This window comes from Exiguobacterium sp. Helios, from assembly GCF_014524545.1.
Lineage (GTDB): Bacteria > Bacillota > Bacilli > Exiguobacteriales > Exiguobacteriaceae > Exiguobacterium_A.
In genome coordinates, this window is record NZ_CP053557.1 from 2,911,668 (window position 1) to 2,930,764 (window position 19,097).

General features: G+C 49.8%; 21 protein-coding genes. 4 read left to right on the forward strand and 17 right to left on the reverse strand.

Annotated features, from left to right (window positions below):
* Positions 1 to 43 precede the first annotated feature (43 nt).
* Positions 44 to 907, forward strand: coding sequence for an NAD(P)-dependent oxidoreductase (locus HNY42_RS15005; RefSeq protein ID WP_188004785.1), 864 nt, complete (start codon positions 44 to 46; stop codon positions 905 to 907).
* A 97-nt stretch (positions 908 to 1,004) separates the two neighbouring features.
* Here the strand turns inward: HNY42_RS15005 and HNY42_RS15010 are convergent, their stop codons facing one another.
* The gene (locus HNY42_RS15010; RefSeq protein WP_131972091.1) at positions 1,005 to 1,790 is read right to left on the reverse strand and encodes a flagellar hook-basal body protein; all 786 of its coding nucleotides are present in this window, start codon (positions 1,788 to 1,790) and stop codon (positions 1,005 to 1,007) included.
* A gap of 15 nt (positions 1,791 to 1,805) precedes the next feature.
* Positions 1,806 to 2,594, reverse strand: a complete 789-nt coding sequence (locus HNY42_RS15015; protein ID WP_131502392.1) for a flagellar hook-basal body protein — start codon at positions 2,592 to 2,594, stop codon at positions 1,806 to 1,808.
* 229 nt (positions 2,595 to 2,823) lie between these two features.
* On the opposite strand from HNY42_RS15015, the gene HNY42_RS16330 reads away from it, so the two are divergent.
* On the forward strand, positions 2,824 to 3,261 hold the full coding sequence (locus tag HNY42_RS16330) for a PAS domain-containing protein (protein ID WP_255508381.1): 438 nt from the start codon (positions 2,824 to 2,826) through the stop codon (positions 3,259 to 3,261).
* Between the two features lie 58 nt (positions 3,262 to 3,319).
* On the opposite strand, the gene HNY42_RS15025 is transcribed toward HNY42_RS16330, so the two are convergent.
* On the reverse strand, positions 3,320 to 4,516 hold the full coding sequence (locus HNY42_RS15025) for a multidrug efflux MFS transporter (protein ID WP_188004786.1): 1,197 nt from the start codon (positions 4,514 to 4,516) through the stop codon (positions 3,320 to 3,322).
* A gap of 181 nt (positions 4,517 to 4,697) precedes the next feature.
* Between HNY42_RS15025 and HNY42_RS15030 the strand changes: the two genes are divergently transcribed.
* The gene (locus HNY42_RS15030) at positions 4,698 to 5,567 is read left to right on the forward strand and encodes a hypothetical protein (protein WP_188004787.1); all 870 of its coding nucleotides are present in this window, start codon (positions 4,698 to 4,700) and stop codon (positions 5,565 to 5,567) included.
* A 66-nt stretch (positions 5,568 to 5,633) separates the two neighbouring features.
* Here the strand turns inward: HNY42_RS15030 and mreB are convergent, their stop codons facing one another.
* The 13 genes from mreB to HNY42_RS15095 form a co-directional block, all read right to left on the reverse strand.
* Positions 5,634 to 6,617, reverse strand: a complete 984-nt coding sequence (gene mreB / locus HNY42_RS15035; RefSeq protein ID WP_026827353.1) for a rod shape-determining protein MreB — start codon at positions 6,615 to 6,617, stop codon at positions 5,634 to 5,636.
* Positions 6,618 to 6,786: 169 nt separating this feature from the next.
* Positions 6,787 to 8,091: a UDP-N-acetylglucosamine 1-carboxyvinyltransferase gene (gene murA, locus HNY42_RS15040; RefSeq protein WP_114597338.1), complete on the reverse strand. Its 1,305-nt coding sequence runs from the start codon at positions 8,089 to 8,091 to the stop codon at positions 6,787 to 6,789.
* Positions 8,092 to 8,326: 235 nt separating this feature from the next.
* Positions 8,327 to 8,560: a DUF1146 family protein gene (locus HNY42_RS15045; protein WP_012371538.1), complete on the reverse strand. Its 234-nt coding sequence runs from the start codon at positions 8,558 to 8,560 to the stop codon at positions 8,327 to 8,329.
* Between the two features lie 320 nt (positions 8,561 to 8,880).
* Positions 8,881 to 9,294 (reverse strand): F0F1 ATP synthase subunit epsilon, encoded by a 414-nt coding sequence (locus tag HNY42_RS15050; RefSeq protein WP_012371539.1) that lies wholly within the window; start codon positions 9,292 to 9,294, stop codon positions 8,881 to 8,883.
* Positions 9,295 to 9,320: 26 nt separating this feature from the next.
* Complete coding sequence (atpD, locus tag HNY42_RS15055; RefSeq protein ID WP_114597335.1) at positions 9,321 to 10,739, reverse strand: F0F1 ATP synthase subunit beta; 1,419 nt, start codon at positions 10,737 to 10,739, stop codon at positions 9,321 to 9,323.
* 35 nt (positions 10,740 to 10,774) lie between these two features.
* A complete protein-coding gene (atpG, locus tag HNY42_RS15060; protein WP_012371541.1) occupies positions 10,775 to 11,626 on the reverse strand; it encodes an ATP synthase F1 subunit gamma in 852 nt (283 codons plus the stop codon).
* Positions 11,627 to 11,683: 57 nt separating this feature from the next.
* Positions 11,684 to 13,192, reverse strand: coding sequence for a F0F1 ATP synthase subunit alpha (gene atpA, locus HNY42_RS15065; RefSeq protein WP_012371542.1), 1,509 nt, complete (start codon positions 13,190 to 13,192; stop codon positions 11,684 to 11,686).
* Between the two features lie 19 nt (positions 13,193 to 13,211).
* Positions 13,212 to 13,745, reverse strand: a complete 534-nt coding sequence (locus tag HNY42_RS15070; RefSeq protein WP_131502395.1) for a F0F1 ATP synthase subunit delta — start codon at positions 13,743 to 13,745, stop codon at positions 13,212 to 13,214.
* Positions 13,745 to 14,278 (reverse strand): F0F1 ATP synthase subunit B, encoded by a 534-nt coding sequence (gene atpF / locus HNY42_RS15075; RefSeq protein WP_188004788.1) that lies wholly within the window; start codon positions 14,276 to 14,278, stop codon positions 13,745 to 13,747. Before atpF ends, HNY42_RS15070 begins: the two co-directional genes overlap by 1 nt.
* 137 nt (positions 14,279 to 14,415) lie before the next feature.
* The gene (gene atpE / locus HNY42_RS15080) at positions 14,416 to 14,628 is read right to left on the reverse strand and encodes a F0F1 ATP synthase subunit C (protein WP_012371545.1); all 213 of its coding nucleotides are present in this window, start codon (positions 14,626 to 14,628) and stop codon (positions 14,416 to 14,418) included.
* A 75-nt stretch (positions 14,629 to 14,703) separates the two neighbouring features.
* Entirely contained in the window at positions 14,704 to 15,447 is a 744-nt protein-coding gene (gene atpB / locus HNY42_RS15085) for a F0F1 ATP synthase subunit A (RefSeq protein WP_026827347.1), read from the reverse strand.
* Between the two features lie 8 nt (positions 15,448 to 15,455).
* Positions 15,456 to 15,842 (reverse strand): ATP synthase subunit I, encoded by a 387-nt coding sequence (locus HNY42_RS15090; RefSeq protein ID WP_012371547.1) that lies wholly within the window; start codon positions 15,840 to 15,842, stop codon positions 15,456 to 15,458.
* Positions 15,839 to 16,057, reverse strand: coding sequence for an AtpZ/AtpI family protein (locus HNY42_RS15095; protein ID WP_012371548.1), 219 nt, complete (start codon positions 16,055 to 16,057; stop codon positions 15,839 to 15,841). The genes HNY42_RS15090 and HNY42_RS15095 overlap by 4 nt, the downstream gene beginning before the upstream one ends.
* Before the next feature lie 647 nt (positions 16,058 to 16,704).
* Here HNY42_RS15095 and HNY42_RS15100 point away from each other — a divergent pair.
* Positions 16,705 to 17,496 (forward strand): pentapeptide repeat-containing protein, encoded by a 792-nt coding sequence (locus HNY42_RS15100; protein WP_131502397.1) that lies wholly within the window; start codon positions 16,705 to 16,707, stop codon positions 17,494 to 17,496.
* A 357-nt stretch (positions 17,497 to 17,853) separates the two neighbouring features.
* On the opposite strand, the gene wecB is transcribed toward HNY42_RS15100, so the two are convergent.
* Positions 17,854 to 18,990, reverse strand: a complete 1,137-nt coding sequence (wecB, locus tag HNY42_RS15105) for a non-hydrolyzing UDP-N-acetylglucosamine 2-epimerase (protein ID WP_188004789.1) — start codon at positions 18,988 to 18,990, stop codon at positions 17,854 to 17,856.
* Between the last annotated feature and the right edge of the window lie 107 nt (positions 18,991 to 19,097).

Sequence of the window (19,097 nt, forward strand, 5' to 3'; positions counted from 1 at the left end):
GGGTATTGAGAAAAAGAGCTAAAAAACGAAGGGAGTTTTATTGATGGTATTAGGATGGATTGGATTAGGTCATATGGGAGTACCGATGGCGTTACGTCTCAGACGGGCCGGACACCCGGTCAACGTCTATAACCGGACGGTCGAGAAGACAGCGTCCCTCGTCAAAGAAGGGGCCGTCGCACTGAAGTCGCCCCGCGCCGTCGTCGAACAATCGGAGATTATCTTCGTCATGCTGGCGGATGGTCCTGCCATCACGGCAGTCTTTGAACAGGAAGACGGTCTGCTGACAAGTGCGCTGTCGGGGAAGACTCTCGTCAACCTGAGTACCATTTCACCGGAACAATCGACTTCATTTGCGGAACGTGCCGAACAGGCCGGGGCGACGTATATCGAAGCACCGGTCTCAGGATCCGTCGGGGTCGCTGAAGCCGGTCAACTCGTCCTGTTACTCGGCGGAGATGAACAGGCGATCGCCGCATGTCGTCCCTACTTCGACATTCTCGGTAAGGAAAGCATTCACTTCGGAGCATATGGAACCGGGAGTTCAGCAAAACTTGCCATCAATCTACTGCTGGGTCTAGTCGGTGAAGGAGTCGCCGAGACCTTATTGCTCGGCGAACGTGCCGGACTCGACAAAGAAAAGCTCCTCCAGCTGATTGGTGCTTCCGGAATGAACACACCACTTTTCCAGGGCAAACAAACAATGTACCGGGACGAACAATTCCCGCCTGCGTTCCCGCTTCGCCTGATGGCAAAGGATCTCGGATTGATCACGGAAGAAGCGAAACGATTGACGCTCGATCTGCCACTGGCCACGACGGCAAACAAGCAGTACCAACATGCTTTAGAGGATGGTCACGGTGATGAAGACATGGCGGCGATTTATCTTGCGTTGAAAAAAAACTAACAGCATCTACTGACATCATCAGTACGCACAGAAAAGAGGGGGGCGGATTTTTAACATCCGGCCCCCTCTTTCATCTATCCAAATATACAATTTCCGCTTATTTCAGCGACGTCACGATGCCCATCATCTGGTCCGATGTCGTCAAGGCTTTTGAATTGAACTGATAGGCCCGCTGAATCTGCGTCAAGTTCGTCATCTCCGTCGCCATATCGACATTCGAGGTCTCAAGTGTTCCGACCGTCAACGGATTCACGGTTGTCGTGTTCTGGTATTGTCCCGTCGCGGTAAAGAGTCCGCCTCCGACATCCGTTAATTCCCCGTGGTTCGGAATATCAGCGACGCCAATCCGGGCGAGTACACGCCGTTCCCCGTTCAGGACACCGGTGATGTTGCCATCCTTGTTCAGTTCAATCGAAGTCGCATTGTCCGGGAACGTGATTGGTTCGTTCGCCTGATTGATGACCGATCGTCCGGCATCATCCGTCAACAAGACTTGACCGTTTGCCTGCGGTGACAATTCAAAATTGCCGTCGCGTGTAAACTTCGTCACGCCGTCCGCATCAATCACGCCAAAGAAATGATGGGGATTGCTGAGGGCCGCATCCAGCTTGCGCCCGGTATTTTGGAACGTCCCGGTTGCGAAGCGTGTCGCTTCATTGGCGACGTATCCGCCGACACCGAGTCGGAGACCAGCAGGTGTCGTCAGCGGTCCGGTCGTCAGTCCCGCCGGTTGGTTATTCAGATTCCGGACGAGCAGTTCATTGAACTGGGAATCCCGTCGTTTGTATCCGTTCGTATTGGCGTTCGCCAAATTATGCCCCGTCGTATCAAGCTGTTTTTGAAGCTGAGCCATCGTACTGGCCGATGTATAAAGTGATTGCATGAATTTCCTCCTTGATTAACGGACGCGTCCGATTTCCGAGACTGCTCTTTCAGCGGTCCGGTCATAGGCCTGGATGACTTTCTGATTGGCTTCGAATTGACGGAGACCGGCGTTCATCTCTGTCATCGTCTGTTCGACTTCGACATTCCCGAGTTCGAGCACTCCTTGATCGACTTTGACGGCACCGGCGTTTAACGCGTCCGGCGAACGGAACAGACCGTTCCCGGTCCGTTCAAGCGTCTCCGGCTGATTCGTCACGACAAGACCGAGGTTACCGATGGCTTGACCGTTCCCGTCCGTGACGGCACCGTCCGCACTGACAACAAAATCTTCATTGACGACGTTCAGCGGTTGACCGTCTTCACCGAGGACAAGATCATTTTCCGTCGTCCGCAGGAGACCGTCCTGTCCGACGGCGAACTGACCGTTCGTCGTATAGAGTGTCTCTTCTTCACCGGTCGCAGGATCGGCATGCCGGATCGTAAACAGGGCTGCTCCTTCAAGCGAACTGATTTGAATATCCGTTGCGTTACCTGTCTCTGTAATCGAGCCGAGAGCGAAGTTCGGTGTCGCGGCCTGCATGAAAACACCGGTCGCAAGTTTCCCGACTGTCCCGCGCGAGCGGACACCGGATTGTTCGTTGACGCCCGACTGCTGGATCATCATCTCCGGAAAGGTCCGGAGGGACGCCTGATCGGCCCGGAAGCCCGGCGTCCGCGCATTGGCCAGGTTATTACTTAACATTTCTTGTTGCCGTTGTAACGCCTGCATCGCACCAGACGCCGTATACATTCCTCGTAACATATGTGTTGGCTCCTCATTGACTTATTGTTCAATTCTGTTCCTTAAGTATATCGGTCAATTTTTTGGAAATTCGATGTTTTTTTCAAAATAAGGCAATGAATCTCGTAGATGCATCGAAAGGCCTACCCCTGTTGTTCAAAAACATTTGCTTATTTTTCAACAGACACGATATGTCTAAATTCCATAAATTGTTATAATCGACCTATAACGACACTAATGAGGTGAGTTCATGCCTTTCTTCAAAAAGAAGAACACAGAATCCTTCATCAACGGCTCCTTGGATTTTAAACAATTGGTCGACGCGACCCACTTTCTCGAAAATCATCCGGATGCGGTCTATATCTTGAATTTAGAAGGAGAAATCGTCTCTTACAATCAAAAACTGTCCCTGCTTCTCGGCTATGGTGGGAAACAACTTCACCATCAACATTTCAATGAGTTCATCACACCGACCGAAGCGAAGCGGAGGACGCCGCTTAAACAACGGATTTTGACGGATATCATCCATCTGAAAACACTGATTGAACCGCTCGCCGTGACCGAACTCGAGAACGGACTGTTTCACTACTCGGCCGACTATAAAATCCGCGCCCAGTCGGGACAAATCATGAAGGTGCTCGAAACATCCGAACAACTGAAGCTGGATAAATTCTTCGTGTTATCCTGACGTTGCTACATCAAAAAGGCGGTCCCGATGCAGAATCAGAACCGCCCTTTCGTATGCTTTAAGAATGTTTTTTACTGAGGACAGCCGTTTGCGTCCGTTCGAGCACCGCGTTCGTGATGACAATCAGACCAGTGAACAGGAACAACGCTTCAAAGCCGAAATGACCGGCAATCTGGCCACCGGCAAGTGGTCCGAGGAAGTTCCCCATGAACTGGGCCGACTGGTTATATCCGAAAATCCGACCCGACGCATTCGCCGGCGTATGTTTCCGGAGAAGCGCCTGGACCGACGGCATCAAAGCGGCGGTCGCAAAGCCGATACCCATCCGTAAAATGATCAATTGACTCGTATCCGTCACGAATGCTTGCGGAATCAGGAAGGCGGCGAAAATCAGTAAGGCGAAGAACAAGACGCGTTCCGCCCCGATTTTATCCGACAGCCGACCGAGCCGCTGCGCGGCAATCAAGGCCGCAATCCCTGGAGCCGACGCGACGATACCGGACAGTAAGGCCAATCGTTCCGTACCAGGACTAAGTTCCCGGACGTACAGCGATAGAATCGGACTGATCGATTGTGCTGCGAACTGAATCAAAAACGTCGTCAAAAAGAGACTTAAAATCAGTTCCGGATGACGTAACGACTGGATGATTTGTTTCGCTGACGCCATCTGCTTTGTCTGAAGCGGCACGAATTCTTCTTTGACGAAGAAATACGTGACGAGGAACGTCAGGAAGAGCGGAATGCTCGTAAAGAAAAAAACGGGTCGAAGCCCAATCATATCGGCAAGGAATCCTCCAATCAGAGGTCCGAGTAATCCACCGGCAATCCCACCGGTCGATAATGTACCGAGCGCCCAGCCACTTTTCTCTTTTGGGGTTTGTGACGCAATTAATGTGATTCCGGCAGAGATGAATCCGGAGACGGCTCCCATGACGAGTCGTAAGAAAACGAGTTGATACACATCTTGAACGAAGCTGATTAAGAACATGACGATCGACATACCGAGACTTGCCCGCAGTAACATCAACTTCCGGCCTTTTTTATCGGCCAAACGTCCCCAAATCGGTGAGACGATTGCTGCGACGAGGAAAGTTGCACCAAACGCTACGCCGGACCAGGTCGTGATTTCCTGGCGTCCGTGGACACCAAGTTCTTCAATGAATAAGGGCAAAAACGGTAAGACTAAACTTAACGCGGCAGCAGTCAAAAAACTACCGATCCATACGACGACTAAATTTCGTTTCCACAATGGCATTGTGGCATCACTTCCTTTTTAATGGTAATTCCGTTTCAATTCAACAACTTCTAATATACACTTCATAAAGTGAAATGTCTAGGATTTGAACTGATTCTTAGGACTCTCGTACTTTCGGCTTATATCCAAATTGCACCGGACGACCGATAATAAGATAACTTAAGTATAGGGAGTGAACGATATGAAACGCTTCATTATCAGTCTGATTTGTCTTACGATGGCTGCGACGCTTCTACCTGCCAAAACCGAAGCGGCCGTCACCGTCACGCGTCATACCGTAATGTGGTCCATTCCTGAAGCGAAACAAATTTCAACGAAAGTCACACAGCTGGCAAACAGACAGATGAAACGTGTCTACCTGCATGTCGCTGTCGAGGGTGACCGAACTCTCTACCGCACATTCGTTGAAAAAGCCCATCTTGCCGGGATCGAAGTCTATTTCTTGTTCGGTCAGCCCGCATGGATTACGAATGAAGGGACGACGAACCGGCCGAACGTCGAAGATCCGTTAGCCTGGATCAATGTCTATCTTCAGGAAACAATGGAACGTCCCGATGGCATCAGTGTCGATCTCGAGCCTTATGCCTTACCGGCCTGGGAAACGGATCAAGCAGCCGTTATCTCCTCTTATCAACGTATGTTGACAGCTTTTCACGATGCCAGTGCGTCGAAACGTCTTCCGTTGCAACTGTTCCTGCCGTTTTGGTTCCATACCGTTCCGGATGCTTCCGGACAACCGCTTAGCGAATGGGCAATGGAACTGGCCGACGAAGTCACTTTAATGAGTTACCGGACCGTCTACGGCGGCGGAAACGGTCTCGCTGCGATTACGATGACCGACGCGCTCTACGCCGCCAGTCATCAACATCGTCTGTCGTATGCTCTGGAATTCACGGAACTGCCGGACACACCAAGTATCACGTTTTACGGACAGACGCGGACCGCCCTCAATCAGCTCGTCAATCAAACGATGAACAGTTCACTGCCGCCAAGTGCGATCGTCTATCATGATTTTGATGCGTATCAGGCCTTCATGCGCAATACGCAGTGATTTTTACTTTTCGCTCCATTAAAAAAAGGTTCATTTCCATTGTGGAATGAACCTTTTTGATTCGTCTTATTTCCCTAAATGATCAAGCATGATCCCTGTCCCGCGTGCAACGCATAACATCGGATCTTCTGCGATCAAGACCGGAAGTCCAAGCTCTTTCGCCAGCAACTGGTCGATGCCGTCAAGTAATGCTCCGCCACCCGTCAGGATGATCCCGCGGTCGATGATGTCTGCCGCAAGTTCCGGTGGTGTTTTCTCGAGGACACGTTTTGTTGCTTCAACGATTTCCATTGCGGCTTCCGCCAATGCTTCATGCATCTCCTGCGATGAAATCGTGATGTTGTCCGGGAGACCTGTCACGAGATTCCGGCCACGAATGTCCATCTCTTCCTGACGCCCCTCATCTGAAACGGTCGCGACCGTCATCTTGACGTTTTGAGCCGTCCGTTCCCCGATGATGAGTTTATGGTTATCTTTGATCGCACGGATGATGTCGTGGTCAAACCGATCCCCTGCTACTTTGATCGTTTCACCGCAGACGATATCGCCCATCGACAGGACCGCGACATCTGTTGTCCCGCCACCGATATCAATGACCATGTGACCGGCCGGCATCCAAATGTCCATACCCGCTCCGACGGCTGCGACTTTCGGTTCCACTTCAAGGAAAACTGTTTTCGCGCCTGATTTTTCACCTGCTTGACGAATCGCTTTCGCTTCGACCGTCGTGATGCTGGCCGGTGTACAAATCAACATCCGGACTCCGCCGAACATACTTCTCACTTCAATTTTATCGATGAAGTGACGTAACATCGCTTCCGTCATCTCGAAATCAGCGATGACCCCATCGCGTAATGGACGGATGGCAACGATGTTACCCGGTGTTCGGCCGACCATTTGGTGGGCTTCCGTTCCGACCGCATGAATTTTGCCTGTTACTTTATCAATAGCGACGACTGACGGCTCGTCGAGTACGATTCCCTTACCTTTTACGTGAATGACGACATTCGCCGTCCCTAAGTCAATTCCGATATCCTTTGTCAAAAACATCTCGCGTGATCTCCTTTATCCACTGGCTATTATTCCAAAATTTAGAACGTCGCTTGGACGTCTAACCCATTTATGTATACATACCTTTCAATTCTAGCACAGGGAAACAAAAAGAGACGACTTTCTTTTTGAGAAAGTCGTCAAGAATGTATTGGAATGAAATAATAGCTTAAAGCTTCGTCGCTGCTGTCTCTTCGATGGCGACTGTTTCTTCCGTGATGCGTTCGACATCTGCGCCGAGTGCTTGTAATTTAAGATGGAAATCAACGTATCCGCGATCAATGTGATGCAAGGCACCAACACGTGTTTCGCCTTCTGCAATCAATCCTGCCGTGACAAGTGCTGCCCCTGAACGAAGGTCCGTTGAAAGGACTTCTGCGCCTTGAAGCTGGATGCCGCCTGTGATGATGGATGAACGTCCTTCGATCTTGATGTCAGCGTTCATACGACGGAATTCTTCGACATGCATGAAACGGTTTTCGAAGACTGTTTCCGTGATGACAGAAGTGCCTTCTGCTTTTAAGACCAACGCCATCATTTGCGCTTGAACGTCTGTCGGGAAACCAGGGTGTGGCATCGTCTTGACATCAATCGCAACGAGTTTCTTCGGTCCGACGACACGAAGTCCTTCTTCTGTGTCTGAGATTTTAACACCCATCTCTTCCATTTTCGAGATCAATGGACGAAGGTGTTCACGCTCAGCACCGATGACTTCAACGTCACCTTCCGTGATGGCAGCTGCAATCATGAATGTACCGGCTTCGATCCGGTCTGGAATGACATAGTGGTTGCCACCGTGAAGTTTTTCGACACCTTCGATGCGAATCGTCTCTGTACCGGCACCGCGGACTTTTGCGCCCATTGCGTTCAGGAAGTTTGCGAGATCGACGATTTCCGGTTCTTTCGCGACGTTTTCGATGACTGTCGTACCTTCAGCAAGTGTCGCTGCCATCATGATGTTTTCTGTTGCACCGACTGACGGGAAGTCGAGGTAGATTTTTGCACCTTGCAGGCGACCGTCAACGTGTGCTTCAACGAATCCGTTGCCGATGATTGTTTTTGCGCCCATCGCTTCGAATCCTTTTAAGTGAAGATCGATTGGACGTGAACCAATCGCACAGCCACCCGGCATGGCGACACGTGCACGACCGAGACGCGCAAGGAGTGGTCCCATGACAAGAATTGACGCACGCATCTTCCGAACGTATTCAAGTGGTGCTTCGTCTTTCAATTCTGCTTCTGCATTGACCGAGACTGTGTTTGCTTCAGCATCGAATGTTACTTCTGCGTTCAAGTTCCGTAAGACGTTATTGATGGTATAGACGTCTGCCAAACGGGGAACGTTTTGAAGGACCGATGTACCTTCTGAAGCCAGCAATGTTGCGACCAATGTTTTCAAGACTGCATTTTTGGCACCTTCTACTTTTACCGTTCCAGCTAATTTACGTCCGCCACGGACAACGATTTTTTCCATTACTCATACTCCTCTGCTTTCGTTTCTGTTCTATTATGTTCAATTCGCGATTGGTGTGCATCATAGTTGAAGACCAACGCATGATAGAAGAGAAACACCCTATAGTTAATCTCTCATTCCAAATCCAACACGACTTTTCAGCTTTACAATGGTTACGTTTCTTCATTATAAGAATACTATCCTGTTCCATACTAAATCAGATTGATGATTTAGGGTTTACAACGAAGTTACAAGTTCACCCGACTAAGAACTGGAGACGCTGTGCGAATCCTGAATAGTCGAGCAAAAAACGGGCGATCAGCGAACCGAGCGCAACGGCAAGCAACACACGTAAGACGACAGCCTGTGGTCCTTTCGGATGTTGCAGGAACTTCTCCCACTTGACTGGAAGGAGTGCCCACCAGGCGAAGACAATCGCCGTTAAATAAACGAGCATACTGATTAATGCACTTAAACCGATTGACGTCACTGCTACTGCACCTCTTCTGTTAAGGTTTTTCCAACCTTACCATGATTTCATACAATGAATGATTGCGCAAACAAAAAGGCACAAGATAATTTATTTTATCCTATAAAATATATTATGAAAAGATGATTATGGAAAATTCCACATAATAAGATTGAAAAATGTGTGAAGAGGACACATATATGTCCTTTTACTTTTTTTAGCGTTGTTAAACCTGAATCACCCAACAGATTTGTGAAAGCGATTGTCCTGCAGGAAATCATTGACCTCTCCTCAAAAAAAGACCCGGCTTCCATGACGGAAACCGGGTCTTTTAACTTGGATCAATCGCGACCGTACTCTTTTAGGTTGAGACGGTTGATTGCGCGTTTCAATGAAAGCTCAGCGCGTTTGAACTCAAGATCTGATAATTTCGTGTCCTGGAGGCGACGTTCTGCCCGGACTTTCGCAGCCGAGGCACGGTCGTAGTCGACCTTATCCGCTGCTTCAGCCGTTTCAGCAAGAACCGTCACTGTATCCTGGCGCACTTCCATAAAGCCACCGCTGATAGCGATCAACGTGCGTCCGCCATCTTCGTGGCGCAACTTCAAGATGCTGATGTCGAGTGGTGTTACGAGTGGTACGTGGTGCGGGAGAACCCCGATCTCACCAGATATCGTTTTCGCAACGACCATACGGACATCGCCATCATACACTTCGCCATCCGGGGTGACGATATTGACATGAAGTGTGTTCATCTCAAGTCCCCCTTATGCTTTGTCACTTAGACAAGCGTCTTCGCTTTTTCAATCGCATCTTCGATCGGACCGACGAGACGGAATGCTTCTTCCGTCAAATCATCGTGTTTCCCACCGAGGATTTCTTTGAAGCCGCGGATCGTGTCCTTAACCGGGACGTACGATCCTTTTTGTCCTGTGAACTGCTCAGCTACGTGGAAGTTCTGCGACAAGAAGAACTGGATACGACGCGCACGGTGTACAGTCAATTTGTCTTCTTCAGACAACTCGTCCATACCGAGGATCGCGATGATATCCTGAAGTTCTTTGTAACGCTGAAGTGTTTCCTGAACTTGACGAGCTACGCCGTAATGCTCTTCGCCGACGATTTCCGGTGAAAGGGCACGTGATGTAGAAGCAAGTGGATCCACGGCAGGATAGATACCCATCTCAGAGAGACGACGCTCAAGGTTCGTCGTTGCATCCAAGTGGGCAAACGTCGTTGCAGGAGCCGGGTCAGTATAGTCATCGGCTGGTACATAAACCGCTTGGATTGATGTAACCGAACCTTTGTTTGTTGACGTGATACGCTCTTGAAGCATACCCATCTCTGTAGCAAGTGTCGGCTGGTAACCAACGGCAGATGGCATACGACCGAGAAGGGCCGATACTTCTGAACCTGCTTGTGTGTAACGGAAGATGTTATCAACGAAGAGAAGAACGTCTTGTCCCTGCTCATCACGGAAGTATTCCGCCATTGTCAAACCAGTCAAGGCAACACGAAGACGTGCGCCCGGCGGCTCGTTCATCTGACCGAAGACCATCGCTGTTTGTTTGATAACGCCTGAATCCGTCATCTCGTGGTACAAGTCATTACCTTCACGCGTCCGCTCACCAACACCTGCGAATACCGAGATACCGCTGTGCTCTTGCGCGATGTTGTTGATCAGTTCCTGGATGAGGACGGTCTTACCTACACCGGCACCACCGAAGAGACCGATCTTACCACCCTTGATGTAAGGAGCGAGTAAGTCAACGACTTTAATTCCTGTTTCGAGGATTTCAACTTTTGTTGAAAGGTTATCAAACGTCGGTGCTTTTTTGTGGATCGGAAGACGTTCCACGCTTGCATCGAGTTCTTTTTCATCAATTGGGTTACCGAGTACGTTGAAGACGCGACCAAGCGTTGCTTCTCCGACAGGTACCGAGATTGGAGCACCAGTGTCCAGTACTTCCACTCCACGGCGTACACCATCCGTAGAATCCATCGCAATGGTACGGACGACGTCGTCACCAAGGTGCAAGGCGACCTCAAGCGTCAAGTCGATAGCCACTTCTTCTACTGTTTGCGGCGTATATTGAATACGAAGCGCGTTGTAGATCTTCGGCAAGTGTCCGTCGAACTTAACGTCGATGACAGGTCCCATGACCGCGACGACGCGGCCTTTTAAACCGAGTTCGTTCATCGTGTTTCCTCCTAGCTATCATTACGCCGAGTAGATTACTGCTGGGCAGCGGCTCCACTGACGATCTCTGTGATTTCTTGCGTGATTGCAGCTTGTCGAGCCCGGTTGTAGACGAGAGTCAATCGACCGATCAAGTCATCTGCGTTATCTGTCGCACTTTGCATTGCTGTCATACGTGACGCATGTTCTGCTACTTTCGCGTCAAGAAGCGCACCGAAAATCAAGCTCTCCGCATAACGCGGAAGGAGTTCAGCCAGGATTTGTTCCTCGCTTGGCTCGTACTCATAAGTCGTCGAAGACGAAGCTTCGATTTCTCCGAGCGGGAGAAGGGTTTCGACTTTCACTTCCTGGCTGATGACAGACATGAAGTGGTTGTAGCACAGCTTGAGTTCGTCGATTTCGCCGAGCGTGAACGCACTCACTGTACGCTTCACGATTTCTGCGACATCGACATACGAAGGAGAATCGTTTAGTCCTGTGATCGCATCCGTGACCGTGATTCCGCGTGAACGGAAGAACTGGACACCGACTTTACCGACCACGAACAAGACGTAACTGTCCGTAGTATGCTTTTCATTGATTTCCCGGTAGACTTCACGCAGCACGTTGGCGTTATATGCACCAGCTAAGCCGCGATCCGATGTGATGACGATATACCCTGTCTTTTTGACAGGACGTTTTTCGAGCATCGGATGGCTAGCACCTGTCGTGCCATTCGCAATGGTTCCGAGCACTTCCTGCATTTTCAGCATGTAAGGCTGGAACTTCGCGCTATGTGCTTGAGCGCGGTTCAGTTTCGACGCCGAAACCATGTTCATCGCTTTCGTGATCTGTTTCGTACTTTTCGTCGAGTTGATCCGCATTTGTATCTCGCGCAACGATGCCATTTCGATTCACCACCTTGTTAGTATCAAGAGTGTTCCGCCGAGTCTAAGAGAAATCCCTTAGACAGTCGGTTGGAACGTTTTCTTAAATTCTGAGATTGCAGTAACGATTTCTTCGTCAGCTGGAAGGTTACCTGTTTTACGGATCTCGTCGCAAAGTTGTTTGCGGTTTTGATCGAGCCAGAGGTTGAGTTCCTTTTCAAAACGACGAATATCTGAAACGGCAACATCATCAAGGTGACCACGAGTCAAGGCATAGATGATGATGACTTGCTTATCGACAGTCAACGGTTGGTTAAGGTCCTGTTTCAGAACCTCTACTGTCCGCTCACCACGGTTAAGCTTCGATTGTGTCGCTTTATCAAGGTCAGATCCGAACTGTGAAAAGGCTTCGAGCTCACGGTAAGAAGCGAGGTCAAGACGGAGCGTACCCGCTACCTTCTTCATCGCTTTCACTTGAGCCGAACCACCTACACGCGATACCGAGAGACCCGGGTTGATCGCTGGACGGACACCTGAGAAGAAGAGATCCGATTGAAGGAAGATTTGACCATCCGTGATCGAGATAACATTTGTCGGGATGTAAGCCGAGATATCCGACGCTTGTGTCTCGATGAATGGAAGAGCTGTTAAGCTACCTGCACCAAGTCCGTCGTTCAATTTCGCTGCACGCTCAAGGAGACGTGAGTGAAGGTAGAAGACATCACCCGGGTAGGCTTCGCGGCCTGGTGGACGCTTCAGAAGAAGCGAAAGCTCACGGTATGCCGCTGCTTGTTTTGAAAGATCATCATAGATGACAAGAACGTGCTTGCCGAGATCCATGAAGTGTTCACCCATCGCTACACCAGCGAATGGTGCGAGGTAAAGAAGTGGCGCCGGCTGTGAAGCTGCTGCCGAAACGACGATTGTGTAATCAAGTGCACCGTTTTTACGGAGTGTTTCAACAACACCACGGACTGTTGATTCTTTTTGTCCGATTGCGACGTAGATACAGATCATGTTTTCTTCTTTTTGGTTGATGATCGTATCGATGGCGATTGACGTTTTACCCGTCTGACGGTCACCGATGATCAACTCACGTTGTCCACGACCGATTGGAACGAGGGCATCGATTGCCTTGATTCCCGTCTGAAGTGGTTCGTGAACCGATTTACGTGCCATAACACCAGAAGCTTTACGCTCGATCGGGTTATAGTGTTCTGTTTCGATTGGACCAAGACCATCGATTGGCATACCAAGCGGGTTGACGACACGTCCGAGGAGTGCGTCTCCTGTTGGTACTTCCATGATGCGGCCCGTACGGCGAACAGAGTCACCTTCTTTGATTTCAAGGTAGTCACCAAGAATGATGATACCGACGTTGCCTTCTTCTAAGTTTTGCGCCAAGCCCATTGTGCCGTTAGCGAATTCTACGAGCTCTCCCGACATGACGTTGTCGAGTCCGTGTGCACGAGCGATACCATCACCGATTTGGATGACTGTACCTGTCTCGTTCACTTCCATCGTAGAACCGTACTGCGCGATACGCGCTTTAAGCAGGGCGCTGATTTCTTCAGCTCTAATGCTCATGCGTTTCACCCCTATTTTCTTACGCTTTTAACAGCTCACGCTCAAGTCGCGTTAGTTTCGTTTCGATCGTGCCATCATATGTCGTGTAACCGATTTGAACACGAAGTCCGCCGATTACGTTCGTATCAACAACATTTTCTACTTCAAGCGTTTTTCCTGATTTTTGGCCAAACGTTTCCTTCACGTTCGTGAGTTCTTCGTCCGACAGTTTGTATGCACTTGTCACGATTGCTGTTGCAACGTTACGGTGCTCATTCAACAACGCGATGAAATGCTCCGGCAATGACAATACTTCCGGTGCCCGGTCGTTTTCGACCATGACGAGGATCGTATTTAAGACAATCGTATTGAAGCCTGTGAAGCTCGTATGAAGGACTTGCTTCAGCTCTTCTGCAGAAATCGACGGGTTTCCTAAAACCGATGCGAGCTCTGGTGTTGCGTGGAGCACTTCGCCGAGCGTTCGCACATCAGCTTCTGCTTGTTCGAGCACATGGTGCTCAAGTGCAAGATCGAAGAGCGCTTTTGCGTAGCGTCCCGCTACGTGGTCACGCATTAGTTCGTGCCCTTAGTGTCAGCGAGGAATTGGTCGACGAGTGCACGTTGTGCCGCTTCGTCTGTCGCAAGCTGTGTTTTCATGACGTGGCGTGCTGCAGCGATTGCTTGAAGAGCAACATCGTTCTTCAAAGCAGCTTGTGCTTCAGCGCGTTCACGTTCGATTGCACGGCGAGCTTCTTCCTTGCTCAATTCTGTTTCGACACGTGCCTGCTCCATCGCACGTGCTTGTTCTGCCTCAGCTTGACGGCGTGATGCTTCTAACAGGTCACGTGCTTCCGTACGTGCCTTGCTCAGTTCTGCTTGTTGTTGTTCTACGTAGACTTCAGCGTCTTTCCGGCTTTTTTCAGCCGAATTGATCTCGCTAGCCACATGCTCTTCCCGCGCTTTCATCATGTTGACGAGCGGGCCCCATGCGAATTTCTTCAAGAGGATGAGGAGCAAGAGGAAAACGACGATCGTGACGATCATGTTAGCAAGTAAGAGGTGACTACCTTCGCCGCCTGCTTCTGCCGCAAGATACGTGAGATTCATTCGATTACACTCCCCTCGTGGTTGGTCCTACTTCTAATATCTACATAAGGGAGCCTCAGCCCCCATGACGGTTCACTCTAGTGGAACGAATAACGCCCTATGTAGCTCAGTTCTTGGTACGTAAAATTAAATACGGATTAAGAGTTGAGGAGAAGGAAACCGACCGCTACACCGATGATTGGAAGTGCCTCAACGAGACCGATACCGATGAACATCGTTTGACGAAGTTCGTTTTTGAGTTCTGGCTGACGTGCTTGTCCTAATACTGTACCGTTTACGATAAGACCGTTACCGATACCTGCGCCGAGTGCGCCGAGTCCGATGATGATCGCTGTTGCAATAAGTTCCATTATGAATTGCCTCCCTAGATTGTGTTCGAAATTTGGTCGTGCGATTATCGGAAAAGCAGATGCTTTACCTTCGAATTAATGGTCGTGCGCTGCCTTATGCCCGATGTAAACCATCGTTAAGATAAGGAAGATATACGCTTGGATTGCTCCGATGAAGAGTGAGAATCCTTGCCAGATCAACATTGGGATCGCTGACAGGATGACACCGACTGGTCCGAGGAATTGGAAATCGTTCGTTCCAGAGATGATACCGATCGAGAGAATGATACCAATCATGATCTCACCCGCGAAGATGTTACCGTAAAGACGAAGACCAAGTGTCAACGTGTTTGCGAATTCTTCGATGATGGTAATAATAAACATCGGCGTCATAAACGTTTTCGCATACGAGCCGAAGCCGCGCATTTTCACACCGTAATAATGGCTCATGACCACTACCATAGATGAAAGTGCAAGTGTCACATACGGATCTGCAGTTGGTGAGTTGAACCAAATGTAGTGACCCGTCACAACGTTAAAGGGAAGACCCATTAAGTTGGACACGATGATGAACAGGAACAGTGTCATTCCGAAAGTTAGGAAGCGACCCCCTGTTTTCCAGTCCATCGTGCTGCTGATGATTCCGCGAACGAACTCGAGGAACATCTCCATCACGTTTTGAGCACCGGTCGGCTTCATCACAAGACGTCGCGTACCGGCCACGGCAATCAGGAAAACGAGAGCAGCTGCAATCAGCACTGTGATCAAGTTTGTCCAGCTACCGTACAGAACGAAGTCGCCCCAGAGTGGGATTTCGTAAAGTGGCATTTCGTGGTTCATTTGATTATTCACCTCTTTTCCCGCTTAAGTTCGTGAGTAAAATACTCACAAAATTGTATGACGTGGCCGGCGAGAAGGCCTATTACCACCGCAGTTAATGACAATTCGGCTTCATACTTCAAGCCGATCATCACACAGAGTACCGCGACCGCCATGCGTGATACGGTCCCTCGAGACATCGGCTTGCGCCCACGCTCGATTACACGATACATTCGATCGACGCTTAATCGTTGCAGCGTCAAGATCATGAAGCTACCTGCCCCACCCAGCGCCAGTCCATAAATCACCGGATCACTCGGATAACCGACAAGTAACAGAACGGCAAGGATTCCATAGTAGAGTCCAAACCATCGTAAGTACGCACGATACAACGCATCTTGAAGGATGATATTCATGTCTTGTCTCCTAACAAGTGCCTGATCATTGCGATCATGCAGAGAATTCCGATGAAAATCCCGATGAACACTGCAAACGTCGCGCCCATCTTTTGCCACCAGTCCTGCTGTTCCCCATAGTTCCCAACAAGAAAGCCGATGACGATCGGTGCGGCTAGTGCCGTCGAAATTTGCGAGGCCATGACCATACTCGTCGCGAGCCCTTTTTGGCGCACTAGAGACGACCCCCTTTTCCCAGTTGTGAGTTCTTTTTCTTTCCCACAATTTGCGGATTTTCATACTAGTCAAGAATACAATGAGAACCATTTCATAGTCAAATGAATTCACAATTAAAATGGACCGTCGAAACCATTGTATATCAACAATTGATAAGGTTTTCACAGAGGTCTCCCCCGGCACTCTTTTCACGAAGATGTGAAGAAAATATGTAGTACTATCAACGTTTATCGAGATGGTTCACTAGGTGAACAAAACCATTGAACAGTAACGTTATATCGTCTTTCATAATGAGAAACAAGTCATCTAAATTTGATTTGTGTCGATTTTGTGAAAAAACATTTTTTCTTCACAATTGTAAACGCTTCCGTTTCGGGACACGAAAACCCCTCTGACATCTGTTTGTAACAAAGCCCGCAGACGATTTCCAATTCGTTTCGTGTGTGCCTTGTCACAGCTTAAAAATTCACGGATGATTTGCTGCTTTCAAGGTCATAGTGCAGCTGTTTTTTTACAAAAATCATATATTTAGTTCTTCCATTTGAGTGGAACCACTGCTCGTTTACTCGTTAATTGTGATTTGAAAATGATTGTCTACATATGGTAAAAAGAAGTGACATGAACAAATCAAAAGGATGTGAAGAGAATGGAAACCGAACGCTTTCGAGTTCAGTGCGGGGACTGCTTCGGATTGTGTTGTACGGCACTCGCTTTTTCCGCCTCAAGCGATTTTGGTCACAACAAACCGGAAGCGACACCATGCCGGAATTTAGATGCTGATTACCGTTGCGGGATTCATGACCGTTTGCGCCCGAGCGGGTATAAAGGATGTACCGTTTATGACTGCTTTGGTGCCGGACAACAGATTTCGCAAGTGACATTTTCCGGCGTGTACGATGAGACGACAAAACCGGTCATGTACGCCCTGTATCCGAAGATGGTCCATCTGCAGGAAATGATGTGGTACCTGACAGACGGCATCCGGCCAGCCACCCGCTCGATTCATCATCTGCTAGAAAATAAGCTGGCTGAACTGGATGCAATGACCGGTTCTTCTCCGGACGAGCTTGCAGCACTCGATCTCGATCAGGTAAGGGCAACATTGCTACCGCTCCTTGCAAAAATCGAAGGACTGGTTCAAACACCGTTTTCAGGGACGAGCAGACGCCCACTTCCCCGCGACTGGATCGGGAAAAATCTTGCCGGACAGGACTTTTCCGGCATAAGTGTCCGCGGACAGTTTTTGCTCGCGACGAACTTATCGAACAGCCGGTTGCGTGGCGTCAACTTCCTCGGTGCCGACCTGCGTGACTGTCAGTTGGCAGGAGCCGATCTGACCGACGCGCTGTTTTTGACGCAGGCGCAGGTCAATGCGGCGCAAGGCAATATGAAGACACGTCTTCCGGAACGGTTGCTCCGCCCGTCGCACTGGGCGTAAGGGAACAATGGGGTATTAATTATTGTCCAAAAGAAGTGCCGTCTCTTTCCCAAAGATAATGCGTCATTCTATCGTGACAGGTGTTCCGCCCTCTTCCTCATTCGCTTTCCGCAGGCGAGACACAAGCCAGCTTTCCTGCACCTGTGGTCAGGAAACCGGGTCTTGTTTGTCTCTGACAGCGCAAAAAACGCGCTTTTCCCTGCAGGAGTCGCATGAAATGAGGACGTTCACTCGGACTGTTGACACATCGTTCGTACGTCCATCTTTGGAACAGATGATCTGTTGGATTCCATAAAAGGACCGGTGCCTCCGTTTTTGACGGGGACATCGGTCCTTTGCTGTATGTCTAAACTTTCGTCAGTTTTCGACTTTAAACGGCTCAAACTCCGCATCCTGATTAAAATGTTCCAGAATCGCCGCTGCAATCCGTTCGGAAGCATGACCATCTCCGTAAGGATTTGAAGCCTGGGCCATCTTGTTATACGCTGCTTCGTCCTCGAGCAACTCACTCGCGAGACGATAGATTGTTTCTTCATCCGTTCCGGCCAGCTTCAGCGTTCCCGCTTTAACGCCTTCCGGACGTTCGGTCGTATCGCGTAAGACGAGAACCGGCACACCGAGTGACGGAGCTTCTTCCTGAACGCCGCCGGAATCCGTCAAGATAAGGTGCGCCCGGCTCGCAAAGTTATGGAAGTCAAAGACGTCGAGCGGCGGAATCAAGGTGATGCGGTCGTGTCCTCCGAATACGTCACTCGCCGCCTTCTGGACGACAGGATTCAAGTGAACCGGATACACGACATGAATGTCCGGATGGTCGTCGACAAGACGCCGGATCGCCCGGAACATCTGGTGCATCTTCGCACCTAAATTTTCCCGCCGGTGCGCCGTCATCAGGACAAGTCGCTTCGAACCGATCTTTTCGAGAACGGGATGCACATAATCTGTCTGGACCGTCGTTTGCAGGGCATCGATCGCCGTATTCCCGGTCACGAAAACGCCCGCGTGTCTGTTTTCCGATGCCAGATTCGCTGCCGCCTGCTCGGTCGGTGCAAAATGCAGATCGGCCAGCGTCGAGGTCAGTTGCCGGTTCACTTCTTCCGGGAACGGTGAGTACTTATTGTATGTACGGAGTCCGGCTTCGACATGTCCCACGGCGATTTGATTGTAGTAGGCAGCGAGACTGCCGACGAACGTCGTCGTCGTGTCGCCATGGACAAGGACGAGATCCGGTTTGACTTCCTTCATGACAGCATCGAGTCCCTCGAGACCGCGTGTCGTGATATCGACCAAGGTCTGCCGCGCTTTCATGATGTTCAAGTCGTGATCCGGTGTAATCTCGAACAGCTCCAATACTTGATCGAGCATCTCCCGGTGTTGGGCCGTAATTGTGACATGGACGTCAAACGCAGGATTGTTCTTTAAGACGTTGACGAGCGGTGCCATTTTGATGGCTTCCGGTCGCGTGCCGAAAATCGGCATGACTTTGATGGGCATACAGACTTCCTCCTTCTTGCTTCTGCTCCTATTAAAACATATTCCATGTCACGTGCGCAGTTCACACTTGTGGCAACTCGTACAAAAAAAGGCGCTCCCTTCACAGG

Bases quoted from the DNA above. Each gene is read 5' to 3' on its own strand.
- atpA (WP_012371542.1), bottom strand. From the start codon at position 13,192: ATGAGCATTAGAGCTGAAGAAATCAGCGCCCTGCTTAAAGCGCGTATC.
- atpB (WP_026827347.1), bottom strand. From the start codon at position 15,447: ATGAACCACGAAATGCCACTTTACGAAATCCCACTCTGGGGCGACTTC.
- HNY42_RS15010 (WP_131972091.1), bottom strand. From the start codon at position 1,790: ATGCAATCACTTTATACATCGGCCAGTACGATGGCTCAGCTTCAAAAA.
- HNY42_RS15100 (WP_131502397.1), top strand. From the start codon at position 16,705: ATGGAAACCGAACGCTTTCGAGTTCAGTGCGGGGACTGCTTCGGATTG.
- HNY42_RS15005 (WP_188004785.1), top strand. From the start codon at position 44: ATGGTATTAGGATGGATTGGATTAGGTCATATGGGAGTACCGATGGCG.
- atpF (WP_188004788.1), bottom strand. From the start codon at position 14,278: ATGAATCTCACGTATCTTGCGGCAGAAGCAGGCGGCGAAGGTAGTCAC.
- atpE (WP_012371545.1), bottom strand. From the start codon at position 14,628: ATGGAACTTATTGCAACAGCGATCATCATCGGACTCGGCGCACTCGGC.
- HNY42_RS15015 (WP_131502392.1), bottom strand. From the start codon at position 2,594: ATGTTACGAGGAATGTATACGGCGTCTGGTGCGATGCAGGCGTTACAA.
- HNY42_RS15030 (WP_188004787.1), top strand. From the start codon at position 4,698: ATGAAACGCTTCATTATCAGTCTGATTTGTCTTACGATGGCTGCGACG.
- murA (WP_114597338.1), bottom strand. From the start codon at position 8,091: ATGGAAAAAATCGTTGTCCGTGGCGGACGTAAATTAGCTGGAACGGTA.
- HNY42_RS16330 (WP_255508381.1), top strand. From the start codon at position 2,824: ATGCCTTTCTTCAAAAAGAAGAACACAGAATCCTTCATCAACGGCTCC.
- HNY42_RS15025 (WP_188004786.1), bottom strand. From the start codon at position 4,516: ATGCCATTGTGGAAACGAAATTTAGTCGTCGTATGGATCGGTAGTTTT.
- atpG (WP_012371541.1), bottom strand. From the start codon at position 11,626: ATGGCATCGTTGCGCGAGATACAAATGCGGATCAACTCGACGAAAAGT.
- HNY42_RS15070 (WP_131502395.1), bottom strand. From the start codon at position 13,745: ATGCGTGACCACGTAGCGGGACGCTACGCAAAAGCGCTCTTCGATCTT.
- HNY42_RS15050 (WP_012371539.1), bottom strand. From the start codon at position 9,294: ATGAACACACTTCATGTCAATATCGTCACCCCGGATGGCGAAGTGTAT.
- mreB (WP_026827353.1), bottom strand. From the start codon at position 6,617: ATGTTTTTGACAAAGGATATCGGAATTGACTTAGGGACGGCGAATGTC.
- atpD (WP_114597335.1), bottom strand. From the start codon at position 10,739: ATGAACGAACTCGGTTTAAAAGGCCGCGTCGTCGCGGTCATGGGACCT.
- HNY42_RS15090 (WP_012371547.1), bottom strand. From the start codon at position 15,842: ATGAATATCATCCTTCAAGATGCGTTGTATCGTGCGTACTTACGATGG.
- wecB (WP_188004789.1), bottom strand. From the start codon at position 18,990: ATGCCCATCAAAGTCATGCCGATTTTCGGCACGCGACCGGAAGCCATC.